The sequence below is a fragment of the Natrarchaeobius oligotrophus genome (assembly GCF_003841465.1).
GTDB classification, from domain to species: domain Archaea; phylum Halobacteriota; class Halobacteria; order Halobacteriales; family Natrialbaceae; genus Natrarchaeobius; species Natrarchaeobius oligotrophus.
Map to the genome: position 1 here is coordinate 236850 of NZ_REFZ01000006.1, position 20935 is coordinate 257784.

A 20935-nucleotide genomic window follows, 5' to 3' on the forward strand; every position below is an offset into this window, starting at 1 on the left:
GGTTATCGCATCGATTCTAGCAGGTCGTTAATCTGCGCTGTTGTATGCTTTCCGAGTTGGCCTCCCTCGGCGGTCGGCTTCTTGATGCCGTCGTGACCGCCCCGCGGGGGATGCAGTCGAAGCGTCGGCGACAGCCCCTCCTCGCGAAGGGTCGTCTCCTCGGCGAGCAGCGCCTCGGCGAGCGCACCGAAGTCGTCGTACTCGGTGTGCTCGGCGAGCCACTCCTCGTCGACGTCGGACTGGCTTCCCTCGAGGGGTTCGGCGCGCTTTTCGAGCACCGTCGCGAGCACCTCCGCGTCGGGTTCGCCGTGGGCGACGTAGTCGTTGACCTTGTTGACCATCCCGACGTAGGTGTCGGTCTCGGGGACGAGCGCGCAGTGATTGACGCTGTGGATGTTGAGCATCGACAGCGTATCCTGGACGTCCTCCTGGCGGTTCACCTCGCCGCGAATCTGGACGATCGCCTTCATCACTCGGTCACCTCGGCTTCGTCACGGCTCGAACCGCGAGACTGCGGGTGTCGCGATTGGGAGGCGTTCTCGAGTGCGTTGAACGTCGCCTTCGCGAGGTTCACCGTCGTTCGGGTGTTGCCGTGGCTCTTCGTCCAGGCGTTCTCGAGTCCCGCCAGTTCCAGGACGGCGCGGACGGTGTCGCTCGCGGCGAGTCCGAGCCCCTCGGGGGCGGGGATGACGTCGACCTCGACGGATCCCGCCTTGCCGCTCGTCCGGCGGGTCAGCGAGTGGGGTCGATCCGAGCGGTCCTCCCACGAACCGGATCCGCGGGGAACCTGGATGATGTTCAGCTTCGCGATGCCGATCGCCTTCTGGATGGCGGAGCCGACCTGATCGTCTCGGCCTTCCGCGTAGCCGACGTAGCCGTCGCGGTTGCCCACCACGACGACGCATCGGAACTTCACGCGTCGTCCGGAGTCGGTCATCCGCTGGACCATGTTGATGTCCAGCACTTCGTCGTCCAGTCCGGGAAGGAGCTGATCGACGATTTCGGGCTCTTTGAGCGGGAGTCCCGAGTTGAGGGCGTCCTCCATCGTGTCGATTTCGCCCTCCTGGACCTTCCGGCCGAGACGGGTGACCGGCTGCCAGCCGTCGTCGTTGTAATCGTTTGCGCTCATTCTAGGATCGCCTCACGTACGTCGTCGAAGTGTTCCGGGAGTTCGGTCGCGTCGAACTCGCCGCTGTACAGCGGCTCGTCGAGCTGTTCGGCGTACTCGGCGATGTGCTCGCCGCGGGTACGCGACCAGTCCGCGAGTACGCTGTCGTTGTGCGGAATCTCGAGTCCCGCGTCGATCGCGCCCTCCTGGACGGCGAACACCTTGTTTCCGGGCGTCGCCGTGTTGAGGCCGATGTCGAGGACCGCTTCCTCGAGACCGGCGTCGATCGCTCGCTTGCCGGCCAGCAGGCCGGTCAGGTAGGCCGCGGAGATGTTGCTCGTGGGTGCCTCCCAGCCGTACTCCTCGAGGTCGCTCGAGTGTGCGCTGGCGAGGGTTTCGTCTCCCTGAGGGCCGGGCGAGATCAGCTGCGCCGTAGTGTGCTTGTTGCTCTTTCGAGCGACGAGCCGTGGTTTGCCCGATTTCAGCAGGCGCAACCTCTGATGGTAGTCCGTCCGGACCTCACGGCGACGCCGCATCGGTACCTTGTATCGTGGTCCTGTCGCCATTATTGGTCACCGTAGTTGCCGTCGATGTAGTTCAACAGGTACCGGACGCTGCGGAACTCCCCACCGCCAGCCTTCTTGTATAGCTCGCGGTACTGCGTGGGCGTAATCTCGCCCTGATCGCGGAGTTCGCGCAGCTTCCGTCGCTGTGCACGAATCGTGGTCTGCCACTGCTCTTTCTCGTTCTGGCGTGCGCCCTTCTTGCCCTTGCGTTTGCCCGGCCCTTTCCGGTGGCCGTACGCCCGCTTGGCGTTTCGCTCTCGAGCGCGCCCGCGGGAGTTGCCGCGGGCGTCTTCGGCCTGGATGAGGCCAGCGTCGACGAGTTCGCGGATTTCGTCGCGAGTGATCGCCTCTGCGATGTCGCCCTGAGCGCTGGGGTCGAGCCAGATACGGTTCTCGCCGACGTCGAGGACGTCGGCCGCGAGTCGCTTCTGTGCGGAGAGATCAGTCATCTGATTCCACCTCGACTTCCTCGTAGGTCGGATTCAGCACGCGGATGCCGTCTTCCTCGGCGAGTTCTTCGATGCGCTCGCGCTTTCGTGCGCCCACGGAGGACGCGATGCGGACGGCTTCGGTGTCGCCGTCGACGCCCTCGAGGTCGGTTTCGTTCTCGACGTACACCTCCTCGAATCCGCTCGGGTGTTTTCCCCGAACGGCTTCGGGCGTCCGGTAGCCGGCCTGGACCTTCGGTCCTTTGCCCTTGATGCCGCGGCGCTGCTTCGAGAGACCGCCGCGCGGTCGCCGCCACGACTCTGGCGTGCGCTTTTTCTTGTGGTAGTCCTGGCGGTTGAACTGCGGTTTGCCGACCGTGCGTCGACGGTCGAGCAGCCGCTGTTCTTCCTCCGAGAGCTCGGGCGTCTTCTCGGTCAGTCCGCGGGCCTGCAGCTCCGTCTCGACGTCCTCCCGGAGTTCTTCTTCGTCCTCGAGACCGTCGTCTTCGATCTCGGCGTCGGTCTCCTCGCTTACCTCGAGGTCGCCGACGTCGGCTTTGATTCGGGCTGCCAGCGCGTTACCGACGCCCTCGGCTTCGGCCAGTTCGTCTTGGTCGGCTTCCTTGACGTCCTGGATGCTCTCGAAGCCGGCATCGCGGAGCGCGTCGGCTTTGCTCGCGCCGACGCCGCTGATGTCTTCGAGTTCCTGGGGACCGTCGTCTTCGGTCGCGACGTCGTCCGTCTCGGGTTCGTCGTCTGCCATCTATCAGGCACCTCCTTTGGCGGGCTTTTCCGTGATGTAAACCCCGTCCTGGAAGACGCGGGTGTCCTTGCCGCTGACTCGCGTCAGCTGTTCGATGTCGGCCGCCGTCTGTCCGACGTGTTCTTTGTTCGGGCCGGAGAGGACGACGACCTCGCCGTCGACGGCGACGTCGGTGTCGCCGTGGATACTCGTTCGTCGCGGTGCCTTCTCGCCGAGGAAGTTCTCGATGACGACCTCGTCGCCTTCGGAGCGGACCTGCATCGGGAAGTGAGAGTAGAAGACTTCCATCTTGTACTCCCAGCCCTCGGTCACGCCGTGGAAGGCGTTCTCGATGTGGCTCTCGAACGTGCCGACGGTCGCGTTCGTCTTCGCGTCCTCGGCGCCGCTTTCGATGACCACGGTGTCGTCCTCCACGTCGACGCTCACGTCGGGGTACCAGAGGCGCCGGGTTACGGTGCCTTCCGGTCCGTCGACGGTCACGTCGAGGTGGTCGATCTCGACGGTTACGTTGTCGGGTATTTCCAGTTCGACTCGCATGGTTAGTAGACGTATGCGATCACCTGGCCCCCGATACCCTGCTCGCGCGCCTCGTAGTGGCTCATGATGCCACTGCTCGTCGTGACGACGAGCGCACCGAAGTCTCGAGCCGGGAGAAATCGCTTCTCCCACTTCTCGAAGTCGTCGGCGCCGGCGCTGTAGCGGGGTTTGACGGGGCCGCACGCGTTGATCGCTCCTTTCAGTTCGACCTCGAACCGACCGGCTCTGCCGTCGTCGACGTACTCGAAGCCGCCGATGTACCCGCGGTCGTAGAAGACCTCGAGCACGCTGCCGATCTCGTTCGAGGCGGGCGTTACCTCGTGGCTCAGGTGTCCGACGCTCTCGGCGTTGTCGAGTCCCGAGAGCGCGTTACTGAGTGGGTCGTTTCCGGTCATGTTATCGATACTTCTTGAATCCCATGCCGCGGGCGATCTCGCGGAAGCACTGTCGACAGAGGTTGATGTCGTACTTGCCGACCAGCCCCTGCTTGCGGCCACAGCGCTGACAGGCCGCCTCCTGGCCCGTTCGCTTCGCCGCGTGCTCGCCTGTGCGGTCGTTTTCGTGTTCGCTTTCACTCATCGTCGGACTCCTCTACTGTGACGTCGAAGTTCGCCTCGAGGAACGCGATGGCGTCCTCGGGGGTGAGACGGTGACTCGACGGAATCGAGCGGGTCGCCTTGTCTCGCTTGGCGACGCGGTAGCCCGGACGTACCAGGTTGACGGTGACGTCCAGCCCGTAGATCCCGACGGTCGGGTCGTACTCCTGGCTCGGGAACTCGGTGTGTTCGGTGACCCCGAAGCTGAAGTTGCCCGTATCGTCGAACTGCGTGGCCGAGAGGTCGGCCAGCGGAAGCGCCGTCTCGAGGAACTCGTGGGCTTCCTGGCCGCGGATCGTCACTTTCGTTCCGATCGGATCACCCTGTCGAATGCCGAAGTCGGGTTCGGTGCGTTTCGCCTGCGTGCGGACGCTTTGCTGTTCGGTGATCTCCTCGATGATGTCCTCGGCTTTGCCGAGTTCGCGACCACCCTGACCGACGCCCATGTGGACGACGACCTTCTCGACGCGGGGTTCGCGCATCTCGTGGAACTCGCCGGCGTCGGCTTCGCTCATTCGTCGTCACCTCCGTCGTCGCTTTCGGTTTCCGAATCGCCGGTGAAGTTCTCGTCGATGACGACGACGTACTCCTCGACGGTTTCGAACTCGCCGTCGTCCGTAGAGACGGCGACGGTGTTCGATCCGCTACCGGGCGTGACGTCGATCGTCTCGATCTCGCCGATCTTGCCGCCGTGGTTTCCGCCAACGGCGGTGACGAGCGCGCCCTCTTCGTAGGGGAAGTGTGCGACGATCGATTTGTCGTCGTTGTCGACGACGACCGAGTCGTTCGCGCTGTACTCGTTTTCGTCGACGAGGACGTTCGTTCCGTCGTGCAGCGTTAGCTGCGTGTCGCCGCCCGGCACCTGCTGTTTGCCCTCGATCTTGCCGAGTCGGCTACCGGCGGCGTCCTCGTCGATTTCGGTCAGCGAGAGCCGACCGCCCTCGTCGGGGAAGATCCGGTAGTACTCTTCGCGTCCGGGGAACGCGAGGATGTCGAAGATTCCGATCGGTCGCTGTTCGTCGTTGATCGGCTGGCCGTTGACCAGGATCGAATCCTGGGAGAGGGCGTACCGCGCTTCCTTCTTCGAGTCGACGTAGCCGAGTACGTCCCGCAACAAGACGACGAGCGGAACGCCCGCTTCGCCGTGGGGTCCGGCACCGGCTTTCACCGTGAAAACCTCGGTCTTTCGCTCGACCGGCCAGGACTTGGGGACGGACAGTCGTTTCTGGTGTTTCGTCATTCTGTCTCACCTTCGAGCCGTGCTTCGCGTCGCTCGTCCGAGAGATCGAGCTCCGTGATGCGGACGTTCGAGGGATCGATCGGGCGCGGCACTTCCTCGCCGTCGGCCGTCTCGACCGTCACGTCCTCGACGTGGATCGTGCCGTCCTCGAGGACCGCACGCAGAACCTCGCCTTCGTCGCCAGCGTGGTCGCCGCGCATGACCTCGACGGTGTCGCCCGCGTTCACGCGGGTGCGGCGGGTTCCGTACTCCTCGCGGAGCTCGTCGGACAGCGTCGCGTGGAGCTGCTTTCCCCGCTGGTGCAGGGGCGCACGCTCCGTCTGCGTTCGCTGTTTGTGTGGTTGCTTGCTCATGTCTATACGATCATCGTCGCGGTGGATGCGATTGCACCGAAGCGCTCTGCGACTTCGCGGGCGATCGGTCCCTTGATCTCCGTGCCGCGGGGCTCTTCGTTCTCGTCGATGATGACCGCCGCGTTGTCCTCGAATTTGAGTCGGGTGCCGTCGGGCCGGCGGATCGACTTCCGCTGGCGAACGACGACCGCCTCGAGAACCTGGCGGCGCATCTCCGGCGTCCCCTTGGTGACCGAGACGGTCACCTTGTCACCGAGTCCCGCCTTCGGCTGGCGGTTCTTGGTGCCGTGGTAGCCGGAGACGCTGATGACCTTGAGTTCGCGCGCGCCGGTGTTGTCGGCACACGTGACCAGCGACCCCTTCTTGAGTCCCTGGGTGACGTCGGCTTTCATCGCCTCCATCACTGATCACCCTCGTCCGTCGTCGCCGTGAGGTCCTCGTCCGAAAGCTCCGGCTCGGGCTCGGCCTGACCGGTGAGCTCGGCGACGTCCTCCGGAGTGGCTTCTTCGGTTACTTCGACGACCACGTGCGATTTCGTCTTCGACAGTGGTCGGGTCTCTGCGATCTTGACCGTATCTCCGAGCGAAAGCGGCTCGAGCACGCCCGGCACGTGTGCCGGGATGCGCGAGCGACGCTTCATGTACCGATCGTACTTCGGTACGGCAACGTCGTACTCTCGCTCGACGACTACGGTCTTGTCCATGTCCGTCGAGACGACGAGCCCCTCGAGGATCTGGCCTCGAACGGGAAGCTCGCCGTAGAACGGACACTTCTCGTAGTCGTATTCCTCCGGGTTCTCTGGTTCCGGAGGGGTTTCAACGTCTAGTCCTATTGCCATGGTGAATCACCATTCGTTTCCGTGCGTCGGGCGGGTCGTGAGAGCAATCGCGATCCATCGACCGTAACGTAGGCCACGTCCTCGCCAGCGCGTTCTGACCCGGACGACTCTTCGTCGGTCGAGTCAGGTTGAGTGTCGGCCAGTTTGGACGGGGTCCCCGGTGACTTCTCGTCGCCGGCGGCGTCATCTGTGATCGCGAATTCGAACACCGAGCCCGATTTCGGCACCGTGACGACCCGGGAACCTCCGTCGACGCGAATCTCTATCGAGAGGGTGTTCGCCGTCTCGATGACGACGCGGCCCTCGAGGCCCACGCGCGTCTCGTCGTCGCTGTCGACGACTCGGACGGGCAGGCCGTTGAGTTCGTGCCGGGGGAGCGTCTCGGGTGTCAGTGCCATCGTTTCGTTACTCGTCGTCTCAGGCGGCGAAGCCGCCTTCGTTTCGAGACGCCTCCGACGTCTCGCTCTCGAAATCGCCTTCCTCACGGGCTTCGCCCGTTCGGATCTCGGATCTCATTCGAGATCCCCTTCTTCTCGCTGAATCGTCTTGATCCGCGCGATGGTGCGACCGAGTTCGCCGATGCGACCCGGATTCTCCGGGGCACCACCGGCCGCGAGGACGGATTTCGCGTTCAGCAGCTCCGTCTCGAGTTCCTCGAGTTCTTCCTCGCGCTCGGCGGCCGTCATGTCGCGGATCTCTTCGACGTGGATGATCGCCATCAGGCGTCACCTCCCTCGTCTGATTCGTCCGCGTCGGCCTCCTCGTCGTCCATCTCCGCCATCAGCTCCTCGGCTTCGGCTTCGACGTCCTCCTCGAGTTCGTCCAGCTCCTCTTCGATCGGCGACTCGTCCGGGGTCTCGACGTCCTCGTCGTCCTCGTCCTCGTCACCCGCGACTTCCTCCTCGATGACCTCTTCGACGGTTTCCTCGTCGATCTCCGGTTCGGGCTCGACGGCGTCCTCGGCGGGCGCTTCGGCACCCGTCTCGGCGGCCTCGGCTTCCTCGGGTTCGCCCTCGAGGAGTTCCTCGACGCCCTCCGTCTCGTTGGCCTCGACGGCGTCCGGAACGACCTCCGCGGGGTCGACGTCGTCGTGGACGCGGAAGTCGTCGGGCAGTTCGGCGTTCGGCGGGATGATCTTCACCGTGACGCCGATGGTTCCGAGTTTCATGACGGCGACGCCCTGACCCTCGTCGACGATCTCCTCGGCGGGTTCGCCGTTGTGCTTGATGTAGCCCCGGTTGAACTTCTCCACGCGCGAGCGAGCGCCCGTGACCTTTCCTGAGAGGACGATCTCCGCGCCGAGTGCGCCGGCGTCCATGATCCGGTCGATCGTCGTGTGACCGGCCTTCCGGAAGTACCAGCCGCGCTCGAGCGCGTTGGCAAGTCGATCCGCCACGATCCGCGCGTTGAGGTCGGGTTCGTCGACCTCCTGGACGTCGATCTGGGGGTCCTCGAGGTCGAACTGCTCTTCGAGGGCGGTCGTGACCTTTCGGATGTTCTCGCCGCCTTTACCGATGACCATCCCCGGTTTCTCGGCCTTGAGGACGATCTGGGTGCCCATCGGCGTCTTGGCGACGTCCATGCCACCGTAGCCCGCGCGGCCGAGTTCTTCGCTGAAGAACTCGTCTATCTGGGACCGCTGCAGACCGTTTTCGATGAACTGGTGTTCGTCAGCCATTAGGTATCACTCTCGTTGTCGTCGGCGTCGTCTTCCGTCGCGTCGCTCGACTCGTCGCTGACGACGATCTCGACGTCGACTTCCGGCGTGTTCCAGGCCGACGCACGCCCCATCGCGCGGGGCTTTCGTCCGACCGACTCGCCGACCTTGTGGGCGGCGACGTGGACGATCTCCATCGACGCGCCGTCGAATCCCTGGTGGTCGGCGTTGGCCTCGACGTTCTCGAGCAGGTCGAGAAACGCCTCGGAGGCTTTCTCGGGGTAGCGGCCGGCGTCCCAGCCGTCGATGTCCGAGCGGTGACCGACGCCGCTGTTGTGCGATTTGAACGGGACCGACCGCTTCTGGTCGATCACGTCCTGAAGGTACGCTCGCGCGTCGTCGACGGTCCGTCCCTTCAGCTCGCGTGCGATTTCCTTGCTATGCTTGTGGCTCATGTGACGCTCCCGGAGCATCGCTTTCGCGGTGGTGCCCGGATCCGCGTCGACTGAGTAGTTAATTCCCATGCGTGAATCACTTCAGTGGGACGAACTTCGAGGAGCGAGTCGCGCCGATGCCCGCCTGTCCGTGTTCGACGGACGTGCGGGTCAGCCGGAACTCGCCGAGATAGTGTCCGATCATCTCGGGTTCGACGCGAACGCGCTCGAAGGACTGACCGTTGTACACCTCGAAGGTCAGTCCGACGAACTCCGGCAGGATCGGCATGTCCCGCAGGTGCGTTCGGATCGGCGCGTTCGCCGTCTCCTCCTCGTCTTTCTCGCGAGCCTTCTCGAGCAGCTTCTGCTTCTCGACGGAGAGGCCGCGTTCGATACTTCGCCGCTTGCGTGCGGGCAACAGTTCCGCGACGTCCTCGGGCTCCAGTTCCTGCAACTCCTCGAGCGTGTGGCCGCGGTAGGTGAACTCCTCACCTTCGCGACCGGTTCGGTACTCCTGACTCATTTGTTCCCACCTCGGCCCGTTCGGCGCGAGGAGATGTCACCGACCTTCCGGCCCGGCGGGGCGTCCCGCGAGACGGATTTCGGCTTTCCGGGGTGCTGTCGTCCGCCGCCACCGAACGGGTGGTCGACGGCGTTCATAGCGACACCACGGACGCGGGGCCACTTCGTGCCCCTGGCTCTCATCTTGTGATACTTGTTGCCGGCTTTGACCATCGGCTTTTCCGTCCGTCCGCCGCCGGCGACGACGCCGATCGTCGCTCGACACTGCGGGTCGAGGCGTTTGACCTCGCCGCTTGGCAACTGGACGACCGCTGCGTTGCGGTCGTGAGTGATCAGATCGGCGTTCGTCCCGGACGCGCGGGCGAACTTGCCGCCGTCACCCGGACTCGATTCGACGTTACAGACCGGGACCCCCTCGGGAATCTCGGCCAGCGGAAGCGTGTTGCCGGGTTTGATCTCGGCTGAGACGCCGACCTGCAGCTCCTCACCGACGGAGATGCCCTCCGGGGCGAGAACGAGCCGCTGGTCGCCGTCGTCGAACTCGACCGCGGCGATGGGTGCGGATCGTGCCGGATCGTGCTCGATGTCGACGACCGTCCCGCGGACGACGTCCGTCTCTTCTTTCTTGTGATCGAGCTTCGCCTTGTACCGGTGCGACGGGGCGCGAAACGTCGGCGACCCGCGACCGCGTCGTTGTCCGAAAATGCGTCGTCCCATCGTCAGAACACCCCGATTCGCGAGGCGACTTCTTGGGCGTCGTCGTCCTCGGAGAGTTTGACGGTTGCTTTCTTTTTACCCTTCATCGTCAGTTGCGTGTTGACGTCGTCGACCGTAACCTCGAAGCGCTCTTCGACCACGTCCCGGATCTCGGGTTTGGTCGCGTCGGGGTTGACGACGAACTGGAGCTTGTTCTCGAAGTCCATGTCGTTCATCGCCTTCTCCGTCACGAGCGGGTGTTCGATGATCGAACTCATCGGTCGGCCACCTCCTCGAGTGCGCTTTCGGTCCAGACGGTGAGTCGGCCCGGGTGTGCGCCGGGCGCGAGATCCTCCGCGTTGACCTCGGCGGCCGTGGCCACGTCGGCCCCGGCGAGATTCCGGGCCGCACGAGACGGGCCGGTCTCGCTCGCGGTGACGAAGAGGATCGACTTGGGTTCCTGGTACTTCCGACCGCGAGTCTTCCCGCGACCCGCGCGGATGCCTCGACCCTCGTCGGCGCGTTCGACGTCGGCCTCGAGACCGGCGGCCTCGAGGAACTCGACGACCTCCTTCGTCTTCGTTAGGTCTTCGAACTCGTCGCTGACGACGACCGGAACCTCGACGTCGTCGTCGAAGGCGTGACCGCGTTCCGAGACGAGATCGGCGTCGGCCGTCGCGGCGATGGCGCTGCGGACGGCCAGTTTCTTCGCTTTCGTGTTGATCGATTCGGACCAGTCCTTCTCGGCTTTCGGCGGGTGGGCCTTGCGTCCCTTGATCGCCTGGGGAACGCGACGAGCGCGTCCGTCCTGACGGGGAACGTGGGCCATCCCGCGACCGCTGCCGAGCGATTCGGCCGGCGTTCGCTTGCCGGCGAACTCGTCGGCGCCGTAGTCCTGGGTTCGGTTGGCCTGGGCGACCCGAACGGCGCGGGCGATCAGATCCGGGCGGTACGTCGTCTCGAAGACCGCCGGAAGTTCGACCGAGCCCGCGTCCGAGCCGTCCAGGTTTCGTACTGTTGCTTCCATGGTTTATCCCTGGTTGGATGCGGTGGAGACGTACCGAACCTCGGGATCGAGGCGCGGCTGGTCTCCGGGTCGGATCGCCGGGCGAAAGCGCACGAGGCGCTTCTGTGGCCCGGGGAGCGAGCCCTTGATCAACGCGTGCGGTCCGTCGACTTCGCCGTAGTTGACGAAGCCGCCGTCGACCGTCGCGTCCGCGCCGTCGCCGATGTCGACGAGGCGCTTGTTCAGTTCGGTTCGCTGGTGGTAGCCGGTCTGACCCTGCTGTGGAACCGTTGAGCGAACGCGCGACGGGTTCCACGGACCGAGGTTCCCGATGCGGCGGCGCCATCCCTGCCGGGCGTGTTTGCCCTTGCGCTTCTGGACGCCCCATCGCTTGACGGGACCCTGGGTTCCTTTCCCCTTCGTGACGCCGCTCGCGTCGACGTACTCGCCGGCGCGGAACACGTCGTTCATCGTGTGCTCGCCGCCGTCGGCGAGCAACTCGAGTGCGAAGTCGACGCGGTCGGCGACGGAGCCGCCGCCGACGCGCGTCTCCATCACGTCCGGTTTCTTCTTCGGAACCGAGGGAACGGATCCGGGAACCGTGTGCGTGATGACGCGCACGTCGTCGACGCGACCCTCCTCGAGGAGGCCCCGAAGTTCGTCTTCGGCGGCGTCGGCGTCGTAGTCGTCACCGGGGGTGTCGAGGACGCGATCGAGTTCGGAAACGAACTCGTCGGTCCAGACCTCGGTGACCGGCTTCATACCGTAGGGCGTTTCTTCGTACGCTCGCAGTGCAACGGCGCGCATCGCCGGCGTCTCCACGATCGTCACGGGGACGGTCTCTTCCATCCCCTCGGTCGGCGAGTTCGCTTGATCGTCGACCATGACGACGTGGGTCATGCCGGCCTTATAGCCCGCGAAGCCCTGAAGCGTCGGCTGTCCGTCGTCGTTCGGCCACGAGTTGAAGCGCGGGACCTCGCTGGTCGCACGCTGTCGTGGGCCGAACCCGAGTGAGCCTTTGCGTGGTGCGTTTTTTTGTGGCATTCTATCACGCTCTCAGTGAGAGGGGCGCGAGCGTCGCGAACAGAGCCTCCTCCGTTCGCACGACCTCGCTCCCCTGATCCGGAATCGTGTTCAGCCAGAGGTCGAACCCCGGATCGCTGGGTTCGACTTCGTCACCGGTCCCGTCCGTCGAATCCGACGGGGCGAGAGCCGGTGCCTCGATTCCGAGGATGTCCGGCAACCCTCTCTCGGGCGCGCCGAAGGCGACGGTCATCCCGTCCCGTTCGACGCGTCCGGCCAGCGTCTCGAGCCTCCCGACGGTGAGTTCCTCACCGAATCGGGAAGCCGCGATGCGAACGCCGGCGTCCTCACGGCCGAGTGCTGCCGAAAGGTCCGTCCGCTCGACTGACAGCCCCGGAAGGGGCTCGTCTGCGAGTTTCGCCCGGACCGGTCGTCGCGAAGAGATCCTGACTGTCACGCGCTCTCCCTCGACGACCTCCATGTTCGGAGGCACGTTGAGCGAGATCGGGTGTTGCAAGCCGCAATTGACCCGGACGCGTTGATCAGGTCCGACCTCGGTCACGATCCCTTGTCTTGACGACCCCGAACCGTTCGATTCGGAGCCGGTCTGCGACGCGGCGCGGAGCGGCGGCAGGATGCCCGCGTACTCCAGTTCGTCCCGCATCCCCCATACCTCGTTTCTGAGGTACGGTGGCGTTGCGGCGTACCGCAAGACGGTGCGAACGAACCCGCCGTCGAACCGTCCGTCCTCGCCGTCCCGATCGGGATAGACGAGCAGACGGTCGACCCGGAAGACGGTCGCCGCGCGGGCGACGTAACCGAGTTTGCGAGTGGCCTCGCGTTTGTCCTCGGCTTCCCGGGTCAGTGACGACGGAACGAGTACGCTGACGGTCATGCCGAAACGCTTCGGCGCCGCGTCACTAGACTGTAGCGATCTGTTGCGGACATGGTCTTAAAAGGATAGCGGATTCGATTGCGGCTGTGAACCCCTCACACCCCCAAATTCGTGCGCACTGGACACACAGTCACGTCACCCGACCCGTCGATACGCCAACGGCTCGAGTCCGGGCCGAACGACGGGGCTCGCGGACGGTTCTCCCGTTGACCCGCTTCCGTGTGCCGGCCTGTCGAAGTTGGCCCGATTCGCAACCCTTATACGTCCCTCCGGGAGTAGATAGAAGTGCAACAGGGCGCTGGTAGTGTAGTGGTATCACGTGACCTTGCCATGGTCACAACCTGGGTTCAAATCCCAGCCAGCGCATTTTCACTGACCAACACCGACGAGCGAAGCGAGTCGCGTGGTCAGTGAAAATCGAATCTGGGATTTGAACGAGAGAAGTCGCAGCCAGCGAGGGATTTCCGATCCCTCGAGCAGTCGGCGCTTTGCGCCGACGACCGCACAGCGAACGAAGTGAGCGAGCAGGACCCTCTTCGCGTTGTTCAAATCCCAGCCAGCCCACCCATCCGAATTCACATCCTCGAGCGACCGCGGGCCCGATCGCGGATCGAGAACGCGATTTCGGGACGTGTACCGGAATCGAGGCTCCACGGGCGAACCGAGAGGGTCCTCGTACGATCCGCGGGATGTCATTGCCGGTGGGACTACGAGTCGTCCTGTACTCGCGTCGGTAAATCGGTGCACCGGACCGTCCGAGACGATAGCGCTCGAGACCGACCCACCGAACCGGCTCGCTGCCGTCCGCGAACGGTCGTCGTCCCGTGTCACGCAGGCAATCTTTTTCCCGCGAGAGACTGTCGATTCGATCGTGATCCGTGGACTGTTCGCGCGTCTCCGCGAGTGGATCGCGGTAGACGACCCCGAGGACCGCATCGAAGGATCGGGCGAACCGATCGTGTCGCCCCAGAACAGGCGATCGGCCGAGGCCGAACGGCTGCTCCGGGAGTCGCGAGATGCGCTCGAGGACGATACCGATCCCCGGTACGACGAGTAACTCGACCGACTATGACTCGGTTCGCACGGTCAGTACCGGCGCGTCGGCGGTACGGACCACCTTCTCGGCGACGCTTCCGAGCAGGTACCTGTCGAGTCCGCTTCGTCCGCTCGTCCCCATGACGATCAGTTCGATCTCCCGTTCGTCGGCGTAGCCGATGATCGTGCGGTACGGGTCGCCTTCTCCGACGTGTCGGACGACCTCGATGCCGGCCGCTTGGGCGCGCTCGGCGACGTCCTCGACGGTGGTTTCGCCGCGCTCTCGGAGCGCCGTGATCGCCGCGTCCATCGACCCGACCCCCGCGTAGGTCGTATCGACGACGTACAGCACGTGGAGTCTGGCGTCGTGGAGGCGCGCCTGTGCGATCGCGTGTTCGAAGGCGGTCATCGACCCCTCGCTTCCGTCCGTCGGAAACAGAATTTCGTCGTAGGAAGTCATCGATTACGTACCCAACCGGCGAGCACGTAAGTACCCGAGTCGATTCCCGGAAATCGGAAACGACGGTCGCGGACCGAGCCGGTCGACGAGCGATGGCTCGAGGGAGTTCGCGGACGAGCATCCCCGACGCGGGGACGATCGTCGGTACGGCGTCCGCTTCCGACCGCCAATCGACGCGTTAATTCACGATTTCGAACCGTTGTACGTTACGGTTCGCTTTTATACCTTGGTTCGGTATAGACAGTCGACGATCGAACGCCAGAGGATCGAAATGCAATTGGAAGGTTCTCCCACCCACGACGCCAGCGATCTCCAGTACGACCAGCCCAACGACCGGTACGTCTTCCGCCACGATCCCGAGGGAGCCGCGACGATCACCACCACCATCGTCCACGCGATCGCGTCGATCGCCGACACCGACGTCTCACAGGGCGAGTTCTCCCTCTACGACAGCGTCGACCCCGACGCCCTCGACCGGCTGTTCAGCAAGAAGGCCGACGGGTCCGAGCGGACCGACGGCCACGTCGCGTTCACCGCCCTCGAGTACGAAGTGTACGTCTACGCCAACGGCGACGTCATCATCTACCCGCCGGCGGACGCGGATCGCGATCCGGGACGTAACTGAGTTCGAACGGATCGGCACTGTCCGGACGGTCACACTCGTCGATCGCGTCCCGCTCGTCGAGCACCGTCGCGCACCCCTGATACGGACTGCTGTAACGATTTACCGGTACAACCGCAGACGTATCGCGATTGTACCGGGAATGGCTTCCAGCAGACCGTATGAAAGGGACGGCTTTAGGGCGACGGTCCCCGTCAGTAGCGCCCATGACGGTAGTCGCATTACTGAGCGTCGCACCGGTGATCGAAGACAGCATGGCCGAAGAGATCGCGAACGCCGTCGAGGCGCTCGAGGAGTACGACGTCGAGTACGAGACGAATCCGATGGGGACGGTGATCGAGACCGACGACGTCGCCGAGCTGTTCGCGGCGGCTCAGGCCGCACACGAGGCGGTCGACGGCGATCGCGTGAGTACGGTGTTGAAGATCGACGACAAGCGCGCGAGCGAGACGACGGCGGCCGAGAAGGTCGAATCCGTCGAGGAGCACCTGGGTCGTCCTCCGACGAGCGATCACAGCTGATCCGCCACCACCGGCCCGTTCGCCGGAACGCTCAACGGGGCCGGTCGAGTAGCCAGGCGATCGAACGAACGGCGCTCGAGGCGTCCGGAAGCCTGCGAGGGCTGCGAGGGGACCGCGACCGCGGCACTGGAAGGTCGGCTGCTGCTTGGCGGCTCCGGGACGGATCGGTCTGACGCGGGTCAGACACGAACTGGCAAACTGTTTTACGCCCGACGCTGAAGCGTAGGGTATGGAGAGTCTCAACCGGATGGCGATCGAGCTGGTCGACGAGGCCCTCGAGTACGCCGAGGAGTTGAACGTCGGGGGCTACGACCTCGAGAACGAGGCGACGGTGCTCGACTTCGGGCTCGAGTTCGACGGGGGCGTCGAGGCTGGGTTACTCCTGACGGAAATCCAGACCGCCGGGATGGCGACGCCCCAGCACGGACTCGGCGAGCTCGGCGGCGTATCGATCCCGTTCGTCGAACTCTCGACCGACCAGCCGGCGCTCTCGTTGCTCTGCTCTCAGAAGGCCGGCTGGGAGCTGACCACCGAGGACTTCGAGGGGCTCGGCAGCGGTCCGGCCAGGGCGCTGGTCGCCGAGGAAGAGGAGTTCAGGCGGATCGGGTACACCGACGCCTTCGACCTGACGGCACTCGCCGTCGAGACCGAATCGCACCCGACCGCGTCCGCAGCCCAGCAGGTCGCCGACCTCGCGGAGGTCGAGCCGAGCAGCGTCTTCCTGCTCGCGTACTCGACGGCGAGCCTCGCGGGGAGCATCTCGAACGCGGCACGGGTGGCCGAACTCGCGACCTTCCGGCTGAGCGAACTCGGCTACGACCCGCGCGACGTGGTTTCCGTGACCGGCCGCGGCCCGGTCGCTCCCGTCGCCGACGACGAACGGACGGCGATCGCCCGCACCAACGACGCCATCGCCTACGGCGGCACGGCACACCTCACCGTCCGAACCGACGCGGACGTCTTCGATTCGATCCCCTCGACGGCCGCCGACGAGCACGGCCGTCCGTTCGAGGAGGTCTTCGACGACCTCGAGTGGGAGTTCGACGAGGTTCCGGCCGATCTGTTCGCACCCGCGGAAGTGACGGTCGACGTCCTCGGCGGTCCGACGTACGTCCACGGCGGAACGAACGAAGCGCTGCTCGTCGAGTCGTTCGGCCTGTAACCGTGCGGTTCAAACCGATCCCCGCCCCGCCCGACGACCTCGAGACCGTCGCCGACGTTCGCGCGGCGACGCCGTCGCCGGCCGAGTCGCGCCGCGCGGAGATCGACTGCTGTGCGCGACTGATCGACGAAACCGGAATCGAGAGCCGCGACGACGCCGGCGACTGGCTGACGTTCCTCCGGGCGCTCGGGCTGGTGAGCGCGGGACCGGACGGCTACGCTCGAACCGACGAGGACGTCGCGCCGTCGGCGATGCGAGCGCGCTTTCGCGACCGGGTCTACGGGGCCGGCGACGCGCTCGCGGTGCTCGAGGCGAGCGACGGACCCATTAGCGCACCCGAGGTGGCCGATCGGGTGAACGACCGCTCGACCGGTTCCGGTAGCAATCGCGGATCGCGGTCGGACGCGGCCCGACCGGCCGATCCCGAGCGGACCGAACGGCTGCTCGAGTGGGCCGTCCTGCTCGGCCTCGCGGTCCGTACGGAGGGACGCCAGGACCGGAAACCGAGGTACCGGACGGCTACCGACCGGGCGTAGCGATCCGCTTTTGTGGACGACCGCGGTATCCACGGACATGGCCGCCGACATCGACGCCGTCTGTTTCGACCTGGACGACACGCTGTGTACTTACAGCCAGCCGGGTTCGGTCGCCCTCGAGCGGGCGTTCGAGCGCGTCGGCGTCGACCAGCCGTGGGAGATCGAGGCCTATCAGACGCGATACGACGACTACCTCGAGGAGAGCGCGGACGTCGAGGATCTCCGCCGACGGTGTTTCGGCGATCTCGCCGTCGAAGCCGGGCTGGATCGCGAGACGGGGTGGACGGTCGCGGACGAGTACGGGACCGTCCGCGACGGCGCTGGCGTCGAACTCCTGCCGGGTGCGAGGGACGCGCTCGAGCACTTCGCCGAGGAGTACCGCCTCGGGCTGATCACCAACGGCGCGCCGGGCATACAGCGGACGAAACTCGAGACGACGGGGGTATCCGACTGGTTCGAGACGGTCGTCTGCGCCGGCTACGACGCGCCGGCCAAGCCGGACCCCGAGCCGTTCCGGGTCGCCCTCGAGGCGCTCGAGTCGACCCCCGATCGAGCGATCTACGTCGGCAACTCGTTGACCTCGGACGTGACGGGTGCGCGAGCGGCGGGTCTCCGCTCGGTCTGGATCCCCGACGGCGAGACGGTCCCCGAGCGGCCGGAGCCGGAGCCGGATTACACCCTCGAGTCGCTCGCGGAGCTGACGACGCGCCCGTGGTGACGCAGTAGCGAGGGAAGTTCCACACGTCTTTCGGGATCGACCGATCCACAGAACGAGGTACCGAACGGCCTCGAGCGCCGTCAGTCGACCGGCCGGACGTCGGTCACCGTTCCGACGCCCTTGCTGCGCCCCTCGCGGAAGACGAACTTCTGGCCCTCCTCGACGAGGTACGGACGGAACTTGAACCGGACGGTGGTGTCGCCCGTATCGCCCGGCAGGAGCCGGCCGTCCTCGGGGTGGAAGGCGGCCGCCTCGCCGATCGTCTCGAGGTGGACGACGGGCTCGTAGCCGTCGCCGATTCGCGTCGGGTGGTTGAGCACCATGACCTCGGCTTCGAACTCCCGGACGGGCTCCGGCGCGGAGTCGCGGGGGACGAGGGCCATTCCGCGTTCGATGGTGCTCTCTTTGATCCCCTTCAGGGCGATGCCGACGATCCGGCCCGCCTGGGCCTTGTCGACCCGGTGGTAGTGCATCTCGATCGACCGGACTTCGACCTCCCGAAATCGCCCGTCGGCGGTCGGACCGATCAGCAGTTCGTCGCCCGCCTCCACCTCGCCGGACATGACGGTTCCCGACGCCACCGCGCCGACGCCCGTGACCGAGTAGCTGCGGTCGACGTACATCCGAAACTCGCCGGCGTCCTGGGACGTCTTCGGGAGCCGGTCGAACAGTTCGTCGAGCGTCTCGAGGCCGTCCATCGTGATCGCGCTCGTCTCGACGATCGGGACGACGCGTTCGCTGATCTCCTCGATCGCGGCGTCGACGCCGTGGCGAGCGACGCGAAGCGGCGACTTCTCGACGTCGCGCAGGAGGCGTTCGACCTCGCGTTCGACCTCCTCGACGCGCTCGTCGTCGACGGCGTCGGTCTTCGTGATCGCGACGATCGTGGGCAGGTCGGTCGCGAGCAGGACGCCCAGATGCTCGCGCGTCGTCCGGGTCGGACCGTCGTCGGCGGCGACGACGAGCAGTCCGTAGTCGAGTTTCTGGCCGACGAGGCCGCGGATGGTGGTCCGCAGCCAGGGCTCGTGGCCGACGGTGTCGACGAACGAGACGAGGCGGTCGGCCTCCTCGACGACCTCCGCTCGATCCGACTTCCGGTTCGGGTTGCGAACGCGGACGGGACCGTCGTCGTCGAAGCCGTAGACGGCGTACGAGAGGTCCGCCGACAGCCCGCGTTCGACCTCGTGGGGCTGGACGTCGAGGTACGAACGGGTCGCCCCGTCGCCGTCGTCGGGGGTGCCGGTGACGAGCGAGCCAACCAGCGTGCTCTTGCCGTGATCGACGTGACCCGCCGTGCCGACGACGACGTGTTCGTCGTCGGTCTCGAGGACGCCGCCGTCCCGGATCGTGGCGACGCCGACGAGGCCGTTTGCCGACTCCTGGAGGCGATCGTCGTCCGGACTCTCCGCGTCCGATCCGCTCGGGACGCCCCACGTCTGTACGTCGTCGATGTGGGCGTCGGCCTCCTCTGCGAGCAACGAGAGGACGTCCATCGTTTCGGAGAAGGTATCGTGATCGACGCCGGCGAGTCCGCCGTCGTCGGTCACGCCGACGACGTAGGTCGCCTCGCCGTCGCCCGAGAGCATCCGGTGTCGAAGCTGTGCGGCCAGACTCTCCCGACGCCCACCCTCGAGGTGGACGTCCCGTGACAGCCGTTCTTTGAATTCGACGCTCCCACCGTCCTGTTCGCCACGTTCCAGGGCTCGCTCGAGGAGAGCCCGGTCACGGCTCATAGGGTCCGGTAGCGGTCCCCACGGGAAAAGCTTTCTCGTCACGTGCTACCACAGCACACGTTCGGTCGGTGCTACCGCCGGATCTCTCGTCTCGAACCCGTCTGGCCGTCGCACGTCGGACTCGGTTTCAAGGGTTTCCAGCGCGTACGCCCCGTATGAGCGTAAGCGGTCTCTGTCAGATCTGCGAATCGCGGCCGGCACAGGAGCGCTGTGACAACTGCGGGACGCTCGCGTGTATGGAACACTACGAGCGAGGAATGGGGCTGTGTGCGGACTGCGTCGCTCGGGCCGATCCGGGACGAGACAGCGACGACGTGGACGTCCACCGGTTCTGATGACGTCCATCAGGGACCTGCTCGCCGAGCGCGTCGGCGTCGGCGAGACCTATCGACTCGCGCTCGAGGAACGCGACGGAACGCTCGTCGCCGACCACCCGAACGACGCCAGTCCGCTTTCCGTCGTCGTGGTCGACGGGCTCGAGCAACTCGACGAGTATCCGCCGACCGAACCGGTCGACGTCGAGCTTCTCGATCGGATCGTCGACGGCCGAGTCGCGGCTCGCGTCGTCGGCCCCGATCAGACGCGTCATTGATCGTCGATCGTAACAGGCCGTATCAGTCCCGATACCGGTTGAGCCGCGCTTTCAACCGCTTTGCGGCCTGGCCGGCCGCGGCCGCGAACTCCTCGCTTTCGTCCTCGCCGGCGAAGATGATTCCCCGCGAGGAGTTGACGAGGCCGACGCCGTCGGCAAGTCCGTGCTCGACCGCCGCCTCGGCGTCGCCGCCCTGTGCGCCCACGCCGGGAACCAGGAAGGGAAGCTCCGGAACCTGTTCGCGGATCTCCTCGAGTTCGTCCGGGTTCGTCGCGCCGACGACGAGGCCGACGTTGTCGTTTTCGTTCCAGAGATCCGCGAGCGCGGCGACGCGCTCGTACACCGGTTCGCCCGTCTCGAGTTCGAGATCCTGCAGGTCGGCCCCGCCCGGGTTCGAGGTGCGACAGAGGACGAAGACGCCGGCCTCCTCGTTCGCGAGAAACGGCTGGAGGGAGTCCCGACCCATGTACGGGTTGACCGTGATCGCGTCGACCGTCTCGAGCAGCGTCGCGTACTGGCGAGTCGTGTTTCCGATGTCGGCTCGCTTCGCGTCGAGCAACACCGGAACGTCCTTCCCGTGGGCGTAGGCGACCGTCTCCTCGAGCGCCCGCCAACCGTCGGGGTCCTCGTAGAAGGCGGCGTTGGGCTTGAAGACGGCGGCGTGTTCGTGAGTGGCGTCGATAATGCGGCGGTTGAACGCCCACCGCGGGAGGTCGTACTCCGACAGGTGGTCTGGAATGCGCGACGGGTCGGGATCGAGCCCGACGCTGACGACGCTGTCGACCGTCCTGATGCGGTCGTGCAGTCGATCGAAGAAGTTCATACGCCGAGAGTGAACCCCCGACGCTCGAAAAGGTTGCTATACTTCCGGGATAATACGCCGTCGACCCCCTG

Annotated in this window: 34 protein-coding genes and 1 tRNA gene; 9 read left to right on the forward strand and 26 right to left on the reverse strand. The window is 65.6% G+C overall.

What is annotated here, in order from left to right; all coding sequences use genetic code 11:
- Positions 1-2: 2 nt before the first annotated feature.
- From EA472_RS11080 to EA472_RS11190, 23 genes are all read right to left on the reverse strand, one after another.
- Positions 3-470 (reverse strand): 50S ribosomal protein L30, encoded by a 468-nt coding sequence (locus EA472_RS11080; protein WP_124191575.1) that lies wholly within the window; start codon positions 468-470, stop codon positions 3-5.
- Positions 470-1129 (reverse strand): 30S ribosomal protein S5, encoded by a 660-nt coding sequence (locus EA472_RS11085; protein ID WP_124191576.1) that lies wholly within the window; start codon positions 1127-1129, stop codon positions 470-472. The genes EA472_RS11080 and EA472_RS11085 overlap by 1 nt, the downstream gene beginning before the upstream one ends.
- Positions 1126-1674, reverse strand: coding sequence for a 50S ribosomal protein L18 (locus EA472_RS11090; protein WP_124191577.1), 549 nt, complete (start codon positions 1672-1674; stop codon positions 1126-1128). The genes EA472_RS11085 and EA472_RS11090 overlap by 4 nt, the downstream gene beginning before the upstream one ends.
- A complete protein-coding gene (locus tag EA472_RS11095; RefSeq protein ID WP_124191578.1) occupies positions 1674-2123 on the reverse strand; it encodes a 50S ribosomal protein L19e in 450 nt (149 codons plus the stop codon). Before EA472_RS11095 ends, EA472_RS11090 begins: the two co-directional genes overlap by 1 nt.
- The gene (locus EA472_RS11100; protein WP_124191579.1) at positions 2116-2865 is read right to left on the reverse strand and encodes a 50S ribosomal protein L32e; all 750 of its coding nucleotides are present in this window, start codon (positions 2863-2865) and stop codon (positions 2116-2118) included. Before EA472_RS11100 ends, EA472_RS11095 begins: the two co-directional genes overlap by 8 nt.
- Before the next feature lie 3 nt (positions 2866-2868).
- Positions 2869-3402, reverse strand: a complete 534-nt coding sequence (locus EA472_RS11105; protein ID WP_124191580.1) for a 50S ribosomal protein L6 — start codon at positions 3400-3402, stop codon at positions 2869-2871.
- 2 nt (positions 3403-3404) lie between these two features.
- Positions 3405-3797, reverse strand: coding sequence for a 30S ribosomal protein S8 (locus EA472_RS11110; protein WP_124191581.1), 393 nt, complete (start codon positions 3795-3797; stop codon positions 3405-3407).
- A gap of 1 nt (position 3798) precedes the next feature.
- Entirely contained in the window at positions 3799-3981 is a 183-nt protein-coding gene (locus tag EA472_RS11115; RefSeq protein ID WP_124191582.1) for a 30S ribosomal protein S14, read from the reverse strand.
- On the reverse strand, positions 3974-4513 hold the full coding sequence (locus EA472_RS11120; RefSeq protein WP_124191583.1) for a 50S ribosomal protein L5: 540 nt from the start codon (positions 4511-4513) through the stop codon (positions 3974-3976). Before EA472_RS11120 ends, EA472_RS11115 begins: the two co-directional genes overlap by 8 nt.
- Positions 4510-5238, reverse strand: a complete 729-nt coding sequence (locus EA472_RS11125) for a 30S ribosomal protein S4e (protein WP_124191584.1) — start codon at positions 5236-5238, stop codon at positions 4510-4512. Before EA472_RS11125 ends, EA472_RS11120 begins: the two co-directional genes overlap by 4 nt.
- Entirely contained in the window at positions 5235-5591 is a 357-nt protein-coding gene (gene rplX, locus EA472_RS11130) for a 50S ribosomal protein L24 (protein WP_124191585.1), read from the reverse strand. The genes EA472_RS11125 and rplX overlap by 4 nt, the downstream gene beginning before the upstream one ends.
- Before the next feature lie 2 nt (positions 5592-5593).
- Positions 5594-5992 (reverse strand): 50S ribosomal protein L14, encoded by a 399-nt coding sequence (locus EA472_RS11135; RefSeq protein ID WP_124191586.1) that lies wholly within the window; start codon positions 5990-5992, stop codon positions 5594-5596.
- Positions 5992-6429 (reverse strand): 30S ribosomal protein S17, encoded by a 438-nt coding sequence (locus tag EA472_RS11140; protein ID WP_124191587.1) that lies wholly within the window; start codon positions 6427-6429, stop codon positions 5992-5994. The genes EA472_RS11135 and EA472_RS11140 overlap by 1 nt, the downstream gene beginning before the upstream one ends.
- A complete protein-coding gene (locus EA472_RS11145) occupies positions 6420-6827 on the reverse strand; it encodes a ribonuclease P protein component 1 (RefSeq protein ID WP_124191588.1) in 408 nt (135 codons plus the stop codon). The genes EA472_RS11140 and EA472_RS11145 overlap by 10 nt, the downstream gene beginning before the upstream one ends.
- A 114-nt stretch (positions 6828-6941) precedes the next feature.
- Positions 6942-7148, reverse strand: coding sequence for a 50S ribosomal protein L29 (rpmC, locus tag EA472_RS11150; RefSeq protein ID WP_124191589.1), 207 nt, complete (start codon positions 7146-7148; stop codon positions 6942-6944).
- Positions 7148-8107, reverse strand: a complete 960-nt coding sequence (locus tag EA472_RS11155) for a 30S ribosomal protein S3 (RefSeq protein ID WP_124191590.1) — start codon at positions 8105-8107, stop codon at positions 7148-7150. The genes rpmC and EA472_RS11155 overlap by 1 nt, the downstream gene beginning before the upstream one ends.
- Positions 8107-8610: a 50S ribosomal protein L22 gene (locus tag EA472_RS11160; protein WP_124191591.1), complete on the reverse strand. Its 504-nt coding sequence runs from the start codon at positions 8608-8610 to the stop codon at positions 8107-8109. Before EA472_RS11160 ends, EA472_RS11155 begins: the two co-directional genes overlap by 1 nt.
- A 7-nt stretch (positions 8611-8617) precedes the next feature.
- Positions 8618-9043 (reverse strand): 30S ribosomal protein S19, encoded by a 426-nt coding sequence (locus tag EA472_RS11165; protein WP_124191592.1) that lies wholly within the window; start codon positions 9041-9043, stop codon positions 8618-8620.
- On the reverse strand, positions 9040-9759 hold the full coding sequence (locus tag EA472_RS11170) for a 50S ribosomal protein L2 (RefSeq protein WP_124191593.1): 720 nt from the start codon (positions 9757-9759) through the stop codon (positions 9040-9042). Before EA472_RS11170 ends, EA472_RS11165 begins: the two co-directional genes overlap by 4 nt.
- Before the next feature lie 2 nt (positions 9760-9761).
- Positions 9762-10016, reverse strand: coding sequence for a 50S ribosomal protein L23 (locus tag EA472_RS11175; RefSeq protein WP_124191594.1), 255 nt, complete (start codon positions 10014-10016; stop codon positions 9762-9764).
- Entirely contained in the window at positions 10013-10765 is a 753-nt protein-coding gene (gene rpl4p / locus EA472_RS11180) for a 50S ribosomal protein L4 (protein WP_124191595.1), read from the reverse strand. Before rpl4p ends, EA472_RS11175 begins: the two co-directional genes overlap by 4 nt.
- A 3-nt stretch (positions 10766-10768) precedes the next feature.
- On the reverse strand, positions 10769-11788 hold the full coding sequence (locus EA472_RS11185; RefSeq protein ID WP_124191596.1) for a 50S ribosomal protein L3: 1020 nt from the start codon (positions 11786-11788) through the stop codon (positions 10769-10771).
- Positions 11789-11792: 4 nt separating this feature from the next.
- Positions 11793-12662, reverse strand: a complete 870-nt coding sequence (locus EA472_RS11190; protein ID WP_124191597.1) for a putative RNA uridine N3 methyltransferase — start codon at positions 12660-12662, stop codon at positions 11793-11795.
- 295 nt (positions 12663-12957) lie between these two features.
- Here EA472_RS11190 and EA472_RS11195 point away from each other — a divergent pair.
- Both EA472_RS11195 and EA472_RS11200 read left to right on the forward strand, forming a co-directional pair.
- Positions 12958-13028, forward strand: a tRNA-Gly gene (locus tag EA472_RS11195).
- A 505-nt stretch (positions 13029-13533) separates the two neighbouring features.
- Positions 13534-13719: a hypothetical protein gene (locus tag EA472_RS11200; RefSeq protein WP_124191598.1), complete on the forward strand. Its 186-nt coding sequence runs from the start codon at positions 13534-13536 to the stop codon at positions 13717-13719.
- A gap of 9 nt (positions 13720-13728) precedes the next feature.
- On the opposite strand, the gene EA472_RS11205 is transcribed toward EA472_RS11200, so the two are convergent.
- Complete coding sequence (locus EA472_RS11205) at positions 13729-14157, reverse strand: universal stress protein (RefSeq protein ID WP_124191599.1); 429 nt, start codon at positions 14155-14157, stop codon at positions 13729-13731.
- A 271-nt stretch (positions 14158-14428) separates the two neighbouring features.
- Here EA472_RS11205 and EA472_RS11210 point away from each other — a divergent pair, with 271 nt between their 5' ends.
- From EA472_RS11210 to EA472_RS11230, 5 genes are all read left to right on the forward strand, one after another.
- Positions 14429-14782 (forward strand): HalOD1 output domain-containing protein, encoded by a 354-nt coding sequence (locus tag EA472_RS11210; RefSeq protein WP_124191600.1) that lies wholly within the window; start codon positions 14429-14431, stop codon positions 14780-14782.
- Positions 14783-14985: 203 nt separating this feature from the next.
- Positions 14986-15300: an MTH1187 family thiamine-binding protein gene (locus EA472_RS11215; RefSeq protein ID WP_124191601.1), complete on the forward strand. Its 315-nt coding sequence runs from the start codon at positions 14986-14988 to the stop codon at positions 15298-15300.
- 229 nt (positions 15301-15529) lie between these two features.
- Positions 15530-16462: a methenyltetrahydromethanopterin cyclohydrolase gene (mch, locus tag EA472_RS11220; protein ID WP_124191602.1), complete on the forward strand. Its 933-nt coding sequence runs from the start codon at positions 15530-15532 to the stop codon at positions 16460-16462.
- Between the two features lie 2 nt (positions 16463-16464).
- Positions 16465-16998 carry a hypothetical protein gene (locus EA472_RS11225; RefSeq protein ID WP_124191603.1) on the forward strand — a complete coding sequence of 178 codons (534 nt, stop codon included), beginning with the start codon at positions 16465-16467 and terminating at the stop codon, positions 16996-16998.
- A 37-nt stretch (positions 16999-17035) separates the two neighbouring features.
- The gene (locus tag EA472_RS11230; protein ID WP_124191604.1) at positions 17036-17716 is read left to right on the forward strand and encodes an HAD family hydrolase; all 681 of its coding nucleotides are present in this window, start codon (positions 17036-17038) and stop codon (positions 17714-17716) included.
- An 80-nt stretch (positions 17717-17796) separates the two neighbouring features.
- Here EA472_RS11230 and EA472_RS11235 read toward each other — a convergent pair whose 3' ends face one another.
- A complete protein-coding gene (locus tag EA472_RS11235) occupies positions 17797-19449 on the reverse strand; it encodes a GTPBP1 family GTP-binding protein (protein WP_124191605.1) in 1653 nt (550 codons plus the stop codon).
- Positions 19450-19604: 155 nt separating this feature from the next.
- Between EA472_RS11235 and EA472_RS11240 the strand changes: the two genes are divergently transcribed.
- Positions 19605-19784, forward strand: a complete 180-nt coding sequence (locus EA472_RS11240; protein WP_124191606.1) for a hypothetical protein — start codon at positions 19605-19607, stop codon at positions 19782-19784.
- Entirely contained in the window at positions 19784-20041 is a 258-nt protein-coding gene (locus EA472_RS11245; RefSeq protein ID WP_124191607.1) for a hypothetical protein, read from the forward strand. The genes EA472_RS11240 and EA472_RS11245 overlap by 1 nt, the downstream gene beginning before the upstream one ends.
- Positions 20042-20063: 22 nt before the next feature.
- On the opposite strand, the gene pyrF is transcribed toward EA472_RS11245, so the two are convergent.
- Positions 20064-20864: an orotidine-5'-phosphate decarboxylase gene (pyrF, locus tag EA472_RS11250; protein ID WP_124191608.1), complete on the reverse strand. Its 801-nt coding sequence runs from the start codon at positions 20862-20864 to the stop codon at positions 20064-20066.
- Positions 20865-20935 lie beyond the last annotated feature (71 nt).

Coding starts and splice junctions, on each gene's coding strand:
- EA472_RS11105 (WP_124191580.1), bottom strand. CDS start 3,402: ATGCGAGTCGAACTGGAAATACCCGACAACGTAACCGTCGAGATCGAC.
- rpl4p (WP_124191595.1), bottom strand. CDS start 10,765: ATGGAAGCAACAGTACGAAACCTGGACGGCTCGGACGCGGGCTCGGTC.
- EA472_RS11240 (WP_124191606.1), top strand. CDS start 19,605: ATGAGCGTAAGCGGTCTCTGTCAGATCTGCGAATCGCGGCCGGCACAG.
- EA472_RS11145 (WP_124191588.1), bottom strand. CDS start 6,827: ATGGCACTGACACCCGAGACGCTCCCCCGGCACGAACTCAACGGCCTG.
- EA472_RS11085 (WP_124191576.1), bottom strand. CDS start 1,129: ATGAGCGCAAACGATTACAACGACGACGGCTGGCAGCCGGTCACCCGT.
- EA472_RS11215 (WP_124191601.1), top strand. CDS start 14,986: ATGACGGTAGTCGCATTACTGAGCGTCGCACCGGTGATCGAAGACAGC.
- EA472_RS11210 (WP_124191600.1), top strand. CDS start 14,429: ATGCAATTGGAAGGTTCTCCCACCCACGACGCCAGCGATCTCCAGTAC.
- EA472_RS11165 (WP_124191592.1), bottom strand. CDS start 9,043: ATGAGTCAGGAGTACCGAACCGGTCGCGAAGGTGAGGAGTTCACCTAC.
- pyrF (WP_124191608.1), bottom strand. CDS start 20,864: ATGAACTTCTTCGATCGACTGCACGACCGCATCAGGACGGTCGACAGC.
- EA472_RS11230 (WP_124191604.1), top strand. CDS start 17,036: ATGGCCGCCGACATCGACGCCGTCTGTTTCGACCTGGACGACACGCTG.
- EA472_RS11155 (WP_124191590.1), bottom strand. CDS start 8,107: ATGGCTGACGAACACCAGTTCATCGAAAACGGTCTGCAGCGGTCCCAG.
- rplX (WP_124191585.1), bottom strand. CDS start 5,591: ATGAGCAAGCAACCACACAAACAGCGAACGCAGACGGAGCGTGCGCCC.
- EA472_RS11160 (WP_124191591.1), bottom strand. CDS start 8,610: ATGGGAATTAACTACTCAGTCGACGCGGATCCGGGCACCACCGCGAAA.
- EA472_RS11135 (WP_124191586.1), bottom strand. CDS start 5,992: ATGGAGGCGATGAAAGCCGACGTCACCCAGGGACTCAAGAAGGGGTCG.
- EA472_RS11175 (WP_124191594.1), bottom strand. CDS start 10,016: ATGAGTTCGATCATCGAACACCCGCTCGTGACGGAGAAGGCGATGAAC.
- rpmC (WP_124191589.1), bottom strand. CDS start 7,148: ATGGCGATCATCCACGTCGAAGAGATCCGCGACATGACGGCCGCCGAG.
- EA472_RS11235 (WP_124191605.1), bottom strand. CDS start 19,449: ATGAGCCGTGACCGGGCTCTCCTCGAGCGAGCCCTGGAACGTGGCGAA.
- EA472_RS11140 (WP_124191587.1), bottom strand. CDS start 6,429: ATGGCAATAGGACTAGACGTTGAAACCCCTCCGGAACCAGAGAACCCG.
- EA472_RS11120 (WP_124191583.1), bottom strand. CDS start 4,513: ATGAGCGAAGCCGACGCCGGCGAGTTCCACGAGATGCGCGAACCCCGC.
- EA472_RS11090 (WP_124191577.1), bottom strand. CDS start 1,674: ATGGCGACAGGACCACGATACAAGGTACCGATGCGGCGTCGCCGTGAG.
- EA472_RS11245 (WP_124191607.1), top strand. CDS start 19,784: ATGACGTCCATCAGGGACCTGCTCGCCGAGCGCGTCGGCGTCGGCGAG.
- EA472_RS11095 (WP_124191578.1), bottom strand. CDS start 2,123: ATGACTGATCTCTCCGCACAGAAGCGACTCGCGGCCGACGTCCTCGAC.
- EA472_RS11100 (WP_124191579.1), bottom strand. CDS start 2,865: ATGGCAGACGACGAACCCGAGACGGACGACGTCGCGACCGAAGACGAC.
- mch (WP_124191602.1), top strand. CDS start 15,530: ATGGAGAGTCTCAACCGGATGGCGATCGAGCTGGTCGACGAGGCCCTC.
- EA472_RS11115 (WP_124191582.1), bottom strand. CDS start 3,981: ATGAGTGAAAGCGAACACGAAAACGACCGCACAGGCGAGCACGCGGCG.
- EA472_RS11110 (WP_124191581.1), bottom strand. CDS start 3,797: ATGACCGGAAACGACCCACTCAGTAACGCGCTCTCGGGACTCGACAAC.
- EA472_RS11185 (WP_124191596.1), bottom strand. CDS start 11,788: ATGCCACAAAAAAACGCACCACGCAAAGGCTCACTCGGGTTCGGCCCA.
- EA472_RS11190 (WP_124191597.1), bottom strand. CDS start 12,662: ATGACCGTCAGCGTACTCGTTCCGTCGTCACTGACCCGGGAAGCCGAG.
- EA472_RS11170 (WP_124191593.1), bottom strand. CDS start 9,759: ATGGGACGACGCATTTTCGGACAACGACGCGGTCGCGGGTCGCCGACG.
- EA472_RS11080 (WP_124191575.1), bottom strand. CDS start 470: ATGAAGGCGATCGTCCAGATTCGCGGCGAGGTGAACCGCCAGGAGGAC.
- EA472_RS11125 (WP_124191584.1), bottom strand. CDS start 5,238: ATGACGAAACACCAGAAACGACTGTCCGTCCCCAAGTCCTGGCCGGTC.
- EA472_RS11205 (WP_124191599.1), bottom strand. CDS start 14,157: ATGACTTCCTACGACGAAATTCTGTTTCCGACGGACGGAAGCGAGGGG.